This window comes from Bradyrhizobium sp. (genome assembly GCF_019242285.1).
Taxonomy (GTDB): Bacteria; Pseudomonadota; Alphaproteobacteria; order Rhizobiales; family Xanthobacteraceae; genus Bradyrhizobium.
The window spans coordinates 1-5067 of sequence record NZ_JAFAVV010000645.1 but is presented as its reverse complement, the minus strand read 5'-3'; the positions used below and the strand labels follow the sequence as shown (position 1 = coordinate 5067).

Genomic DNA, 5067 nt, shown 5'->3' with positions numbered 1-5067 from the left:
GGATCGTGGTGGAGACCGGCGGCGGCCGCGCCATCCCGTGCGAGGTCATCGGTTTCACCGGCAACAATGCCGTCGTGATGCCGTTCGCGGGACTCGAAGGCGTGCGTCGCGGCTGCCGTGCCGTCATCGCCAATGCCGCAAGCCAGGTGCGCCCGTCTCAGGCCTGGCTCGGGCGGGTGCTGAACGGGATGGGTGAACCGATCGACGGGAAGGGTCCGCTGCCGCAAGGTGCGTCGCCGATGCCCTTCCGCAACAATCCGCCGCCCGCGCACGCACGAAAGCGGGTCGGCAAGCCGCTTGACCTCGGTGTCCGTGCGCTTAATACCTTTCTGACCTGCTGCCGCGGCCAGCGGCTCGGCATCTTCGCCGGTTCCGGTGTCGGTAAGTCAGTATTGCTGTCCATGCTGGCGCGCAACGTCGATGCCGATGTTTCGGTCATCGGGCTGGTCGGCGAACGCGGCCGCGAGGTGCAGGAGTTCCTGCAGGACGACCTCGGCGACGAGGGCCTTGCACGCTCGGTGGTGGTGGTCGCCACATCCGACGAACCGGCGCTGATGCGGCGGCAGGCGGCCTATCTGACGCTCGCGATCGCGGAACATTTCCGCGACGGGGAGAAGGACGTGCTGTGCCTGATGGATTCGGTGACGCGCTTTGCCATGGCGCAGCGCGAGATCGGCCTCTCGGCCGGCGAGCCGCCGACCGCCAAGGGCTACACGCCGACCGTCTTCACCGAACTGCCGAAGCTCCTGGAGCGGGCCGGTCCCGGCACCGGGGCCGGCACCATCACCGCGATCTTCACCGTGCTGGTCGATGGCGACGACCATAATGAGCCCATCGCGGACGCCGTCCGCGGTATCCTGGACGGTCACATCGTGATGGAGCGCGCGATTGCCGAGCGTGGCCGCTATCCCGCCATAAACGTGCTCAAATCGGTATCCCGCACCATGCCGAAATCGGCGGACCCGGCCTATTTGCCGATCATCCAGCGGGGCCGCCGGGTCATGGCGACCTATGCCGACATGGAAGAGCTGATCCGCCTCGGCGCCTACCGGGCCGGCTCCAGTCCGGACGTCGATGAAGCGATCCGGCTGCATGAGCCGCTGGAGGCGTTCCTGCGCCAGGGCAAGGACGAGGTGTCCCATTTGGCGGACGGCTATCGGCAGCTGGAACAAATCCTCGGCCGTTTGGAAACGGAACGCTAACTTTGTCGGGCCATGATCGCTCCCAGCACTAGAACGCCGGCCCAGTCCTCGAGGTCAGCCGGCTCGTCCCGCGTTCACTGGGACTTCTGGGGAGTATGAGTCGATGAAGTCACGCGATACGCTGATCCGCCTGAAGAAATTTCAGGTCGACGAGAAGCGGCGAAGGGTCACCCAGATCGAGGGCATGATCGCTGATTTCCAGCGGATGTCGGTCGATCTGGAGCGTGAAATCCTGAGCGAGCAGGAGCGCGCCGGGATCCACGATCCCAGCCATTTCGCCTATCCCACCTATGCCAAGGCGGCGATCCAGCGCCGGGAGAATCTGACGCGCTCCGCCGACGAGCTGCGCATCCAGCTCGAGGACGCGAAGAGCCTGCTGGCCGAGGCCTTCGAGGAATTGAAGAAGGTCGAGCTCCTCGACGAGCGCGACCAGGCGCGCGAGCGCGCCGAGGAAAGCGCACGCGAGCAGGCCGACCTCGACAGCATCGGATTGATGCGCGCGCGGCTCGGCGTCATCGCCTGATCCTTCCCATCGTCATCTCAGCACCGTGAGACCCGGGCCGGAAGGCCCGGGTTTTTTGTTTGGCGTTGATGCGGAAAAAGTCTATTCCGCATCGTTTCCATCGGCTAACCGGGTGCGGCGGATCGGTGTGAGGCGGAGGGGCATCGCGATTTTGGGGGAAGCTGAATGCTGACGCCAGCGGAACTGGTCGGGCTGGTTGCCGCGGTCGCAAAGGGAGATCAGGACGCCTTCGAGCGCCTTTACGGTGCGACGCGCGCGAAACTCTACGGCGTCGTGCTCCGTATCTTGCGCCGACAGGATCTCGCCGAGGAGGTCATCCAGGAGACGTACGTCAAGATCTGGCAAAGCGCCGGGCAATTCAATCCGGATTTGTCGTCGCCGATCACGTGGATGGCCTCGATCGCGCGCAACCGGGCGATCGACCTCGTGCGCAAGAAGGGCGAGATTTCGATCGAGGAGGAGCCCGATGCGATGGAGGTCGCCGGCGACAACCCGGATCCGCTGGCGCGTCGGGAGATGTCGGAGGAGCTGAAGCGCCTGCTCGAATGCGTCGGCCGTCTGGAGCCCGATCGCCAGAAACTGGTGCTGTTGGCCTACTACAACGGATGGAGCAGGGAGCAATTGGCGGAGAAGTTCGAAGCGCCGGTCAACACCGTGAAGACGTGGCTCCGTCGCAGCATGATGGACATTCGCGAGTGCCTTGGTCTTTAGAGGTTGGGCGTCGGGATAATGGACTACAGTGAAGACCATATCGCGCTTGCGGCGGAATACGCGCTCGGCACGCTGGACATCGTCGAGCGCGCCGAGGTCGAGGTCGGGATGGCCGCCGACCCGGGCTACGCGGCGATGGTGCGGGCCTGGGAGTTCAGGCTCGGCGTCCTCAACCAGATGGTCGGCGCGGTCGAGCCGCGGCCGGAACTCTGGGACAAGATCAGGGCGGCGATCGACCCTCAGGCGATCGAGCCCGAGGAGATCGGGCCCGAGGAAATCGAGCCGCAGGCGGACATCGAGCAGGAGGACATCGATCCGTCCAGGGTGCCAACACCGCCGCCGCTGCCGCTGGAAATCCCGCCGCCTCTTCCTCCGGATATGACCTTCGAAGACGAAGTGGCGGCGGAGCCCCCAGAGCTTGCCGAGCCTCCAGAGCTTGCGGGGCCGCCGGCGTTCGAATCGACCATCCTCTCCTCGGAGCCGGAGGCAGAGCCGCTGCGGTCGTCGGAGCCGGAAGCCGAAGCACCGGAGGGATTCGCGCCGGAGGCGCTGCCGGACGACGAGCCGGAGGCGCCGGAGGAGGTTGTGTCCTACGGGCCGCCGCCTGAACCCGCGACGCCATCGGAGCCGGCGGGGTCTGCTGCGCCAGCTTCCCCAGCCGAGATGCCGCCCTCCGCCGCCGAGATCATGGCGCTGGTACCGATGGTGTCGACCGACAGCAACGTCATTCGCCTGTCGAACGAAGCCAGGCGCTGGCGCGGCCTTGCCAGGGTGACGACGGCGCTCGCCGCGTCGCTCGTGGCCTTGATCGCCCTGCAGATCTTTGCGCCGGACTATCTGCCGGATACGATCCGTCCCAAGCCGCGGACGCGGGTGGTCGAGGTCAGGGGCCCGGAGACGGCGCCGCCGCCAGGGACCTCGGCGCAATATGTCGCCTTGCTGCAGGGGCAGGGCGGTCAGCCCGGCTTCATCCTGACGGTCGACGGCGCCACCAAGAATTTCAGCGTCCGCAAACTCGGCGCGATCACGCCTGAGCCGAGCAAGAGCTACGAGCTCTGGCTGATTTCCGAGAAGCTGCCGCGGCCGCGCTCGCTCGGCCCGATCGGAAGCGGCGACTTCACCGCGCGGCCGATCCTCGCCGCCTACGACACCGACCTCATCAACAACGCGACCTATGCCGTGACGGTCGAGCAGTCCGGCGGCTCGCCGGACGGTGTCCCGCATTCGGCGCCGGTCTATGCCGGCCGCCTGATCGAGACGGTGCAGCCGCCGCACTGAACCCATCCTGCAAAGAGAAAACGCCCGTGGGGAGCGGGCGTTTTCGGTAGTCGACTTGGGGGTTAGGTCGTCTACATATCCGCGTGACAACTCTTGGGGGGCTGGTAAGCAGTCACGCGAATTCCAAAATTCCTGTTCGTCAGCGCACCGTCGAAACGTCCGAGCTCGTGATCGTCACCGGCTTGCCCGCCTTGATGACCCGCGCCGTCTGCGTGTAGTCATCGGACGCGCTGCGGGCCGTGATGCCGAGCCCCGCAATCGCGATGCCGGCCACCAGCGCCACCACCACGACCTTCAGATGCGTCGAGCGATCGGCGCTGTAGATCGAGTGGTTCATGGAAAACCTCCTGCCCCTTCCAGTTCGCGGTCCTGCAGATTCGTCGGCCCCAGCATTGCGCCGGTTCGACATTCTGCACGCCACGAACGTGGAGATTCGAGTCCTCGTTCCCAAGAGGCGATCACATGTCGGTGAAAACACTTGATCGGCTGCGATCATAGACCTGCTTCTCTCCTCAGAAAATGTAAAGATTACAGCGGTTTAACACCCGGATCGCCTTGCCGCGACGCAAACGTCCGGAGGGGCGGCATTCCGCCGGAAATCGTTTGCCTGTGGCGGAAAAGCACAGGCGGAACTTGCCCTTATCCTACACGCTCCCCACCGTCTTCAGCCGCGCACGCGGGTGAATTTCGGCCTGCGACAGCACCGTCGTCTGCGCGCGAAATCGCTCGACCAGCGACCGCACGAACGGCCGGATCGCCGCCGACGTCACCAGCACCGGCGCTTCGCCCTCGCGGGCGGCGCGCTCGAAACTGTCGCGCACCGCGGTCATGAACTCCGAGAGCTTCGACGGCTGCATCGCAAGGCTCCGCTCCTCGCCCTGGCCGACCAGCGATTCGGCGAAGGCCTGCTCCCACTTGGCCGACATCGCGATCAGCGGCAGATAGCCGGCGGGCGAGGAATTCTGCGCACAGATCTGCCGCGCCAGGCGGGCGCGGACATGCTCGACCATGGTCGCAGGATTGCGCGAGAACGCCAGCGCGTCGGCGATGCCTTCGAGAATGGTCGAGAGGTCGCGGATCGAGATGCGCTCGGCGAGCAGCATCTGCAGCACGCGCTGGATGCCTGATATCGTGACCTGGGCCGGCACGATGTCCTTGACCAGCTCGCCTTGCTCCTTCGGCAATTCCTTCAGCAGCTTCTGCACCTCGCCATAGGACAGCAGGTCCGACATGTTGCTCTTCAGGAGCTCGGTGAGATGGGTCGACAGCACGGTCGCGGCATCGACCACGGTGTAGCCCTTCAGCGACGCCTCTTCCTTCAGGCTGGCGTCGACCCAGGTGGCGGGCAGCCCG

At 65.6% G+C, this 5067-nt stretch carries 6 protein-coding genes; 4 read left to right on the top strand and 2 right to left on the bottom strand.

Going from position 1 to position 5067, the window contains the following annotated elements:
* From fliI to JOY90_RS26140, 4 genes are all read left to right on the top strand, one after another.
* The coding region (fliI, locus tag JOY90_RS26155) for a flagellar protein export ATPase FliI (protein ID WP_291693997.1) at positions 1 to 1202 on the top strand (1202 nt) is incomplete at its 5' end.
* A 103-nt stretch (positions 1203 to 1305) separates the two neighbouring features.
* Entirely contained in the window at positions 1306 to 1725 is a 420-nt protein-coding gene (gene fliJ, locus JOY90_RS26150; protein ID WP_291693996.1) for a flagellar export protein FliJ, read from the top strand.
* A gap of 165 nt (positions 1726 to 1890) precedes the next feature.
* The gene (locus JOY90_RS26145) at positions 1891 to 2436 is read left to right on the top strand and encodes a sigma-70 family RNA polymerase sigma factor (RefSeq protein ID WP_291693995.1); all 546 of its coding nucleotides are present in this window, start codon (positions 1891 to 1893) and stop codon (positions 2434 to 2436) included.
* 18 nt (positions 2437 to 2454) lie between these two features.
* The gene (locus JOY90_RS26140; protein WP_291693994.1) at positions 2455 to 3714 is read left to right on the top strand and encodes an anti-sigma factor; all 1260 of its coding nucleotides are present in this window, start codon (positions 2455 to 2457) and stop codon (positions 3712 to 3714) included.
* A gap of 139 nt (positions 3715 to 3853) precedes the next feature.
* Here the strand turns inward: JOY90_RS26140 and JOY90_RS26135 are convergent, their stop codons facing one another.
* Positions 3854 to 4051, bottom strand: a complete 198-nt coding sequence (locus JOY90_RS26135; protein WP_291693993.1) for a hypothetical protein — start codon at positions 4049 to 4051, stop codon at positions 3854 to 3856.
* Between the two features lie 307 nt (positions 4052 to 4358).
* Positions 4359 to 5067 (bottom strand): FHIPEP family type III secretion protein (locus JOY90_RS26130; protein WP_291693992.1); only part of this gene is annotated, 709 nt, incomplete at its 5' end.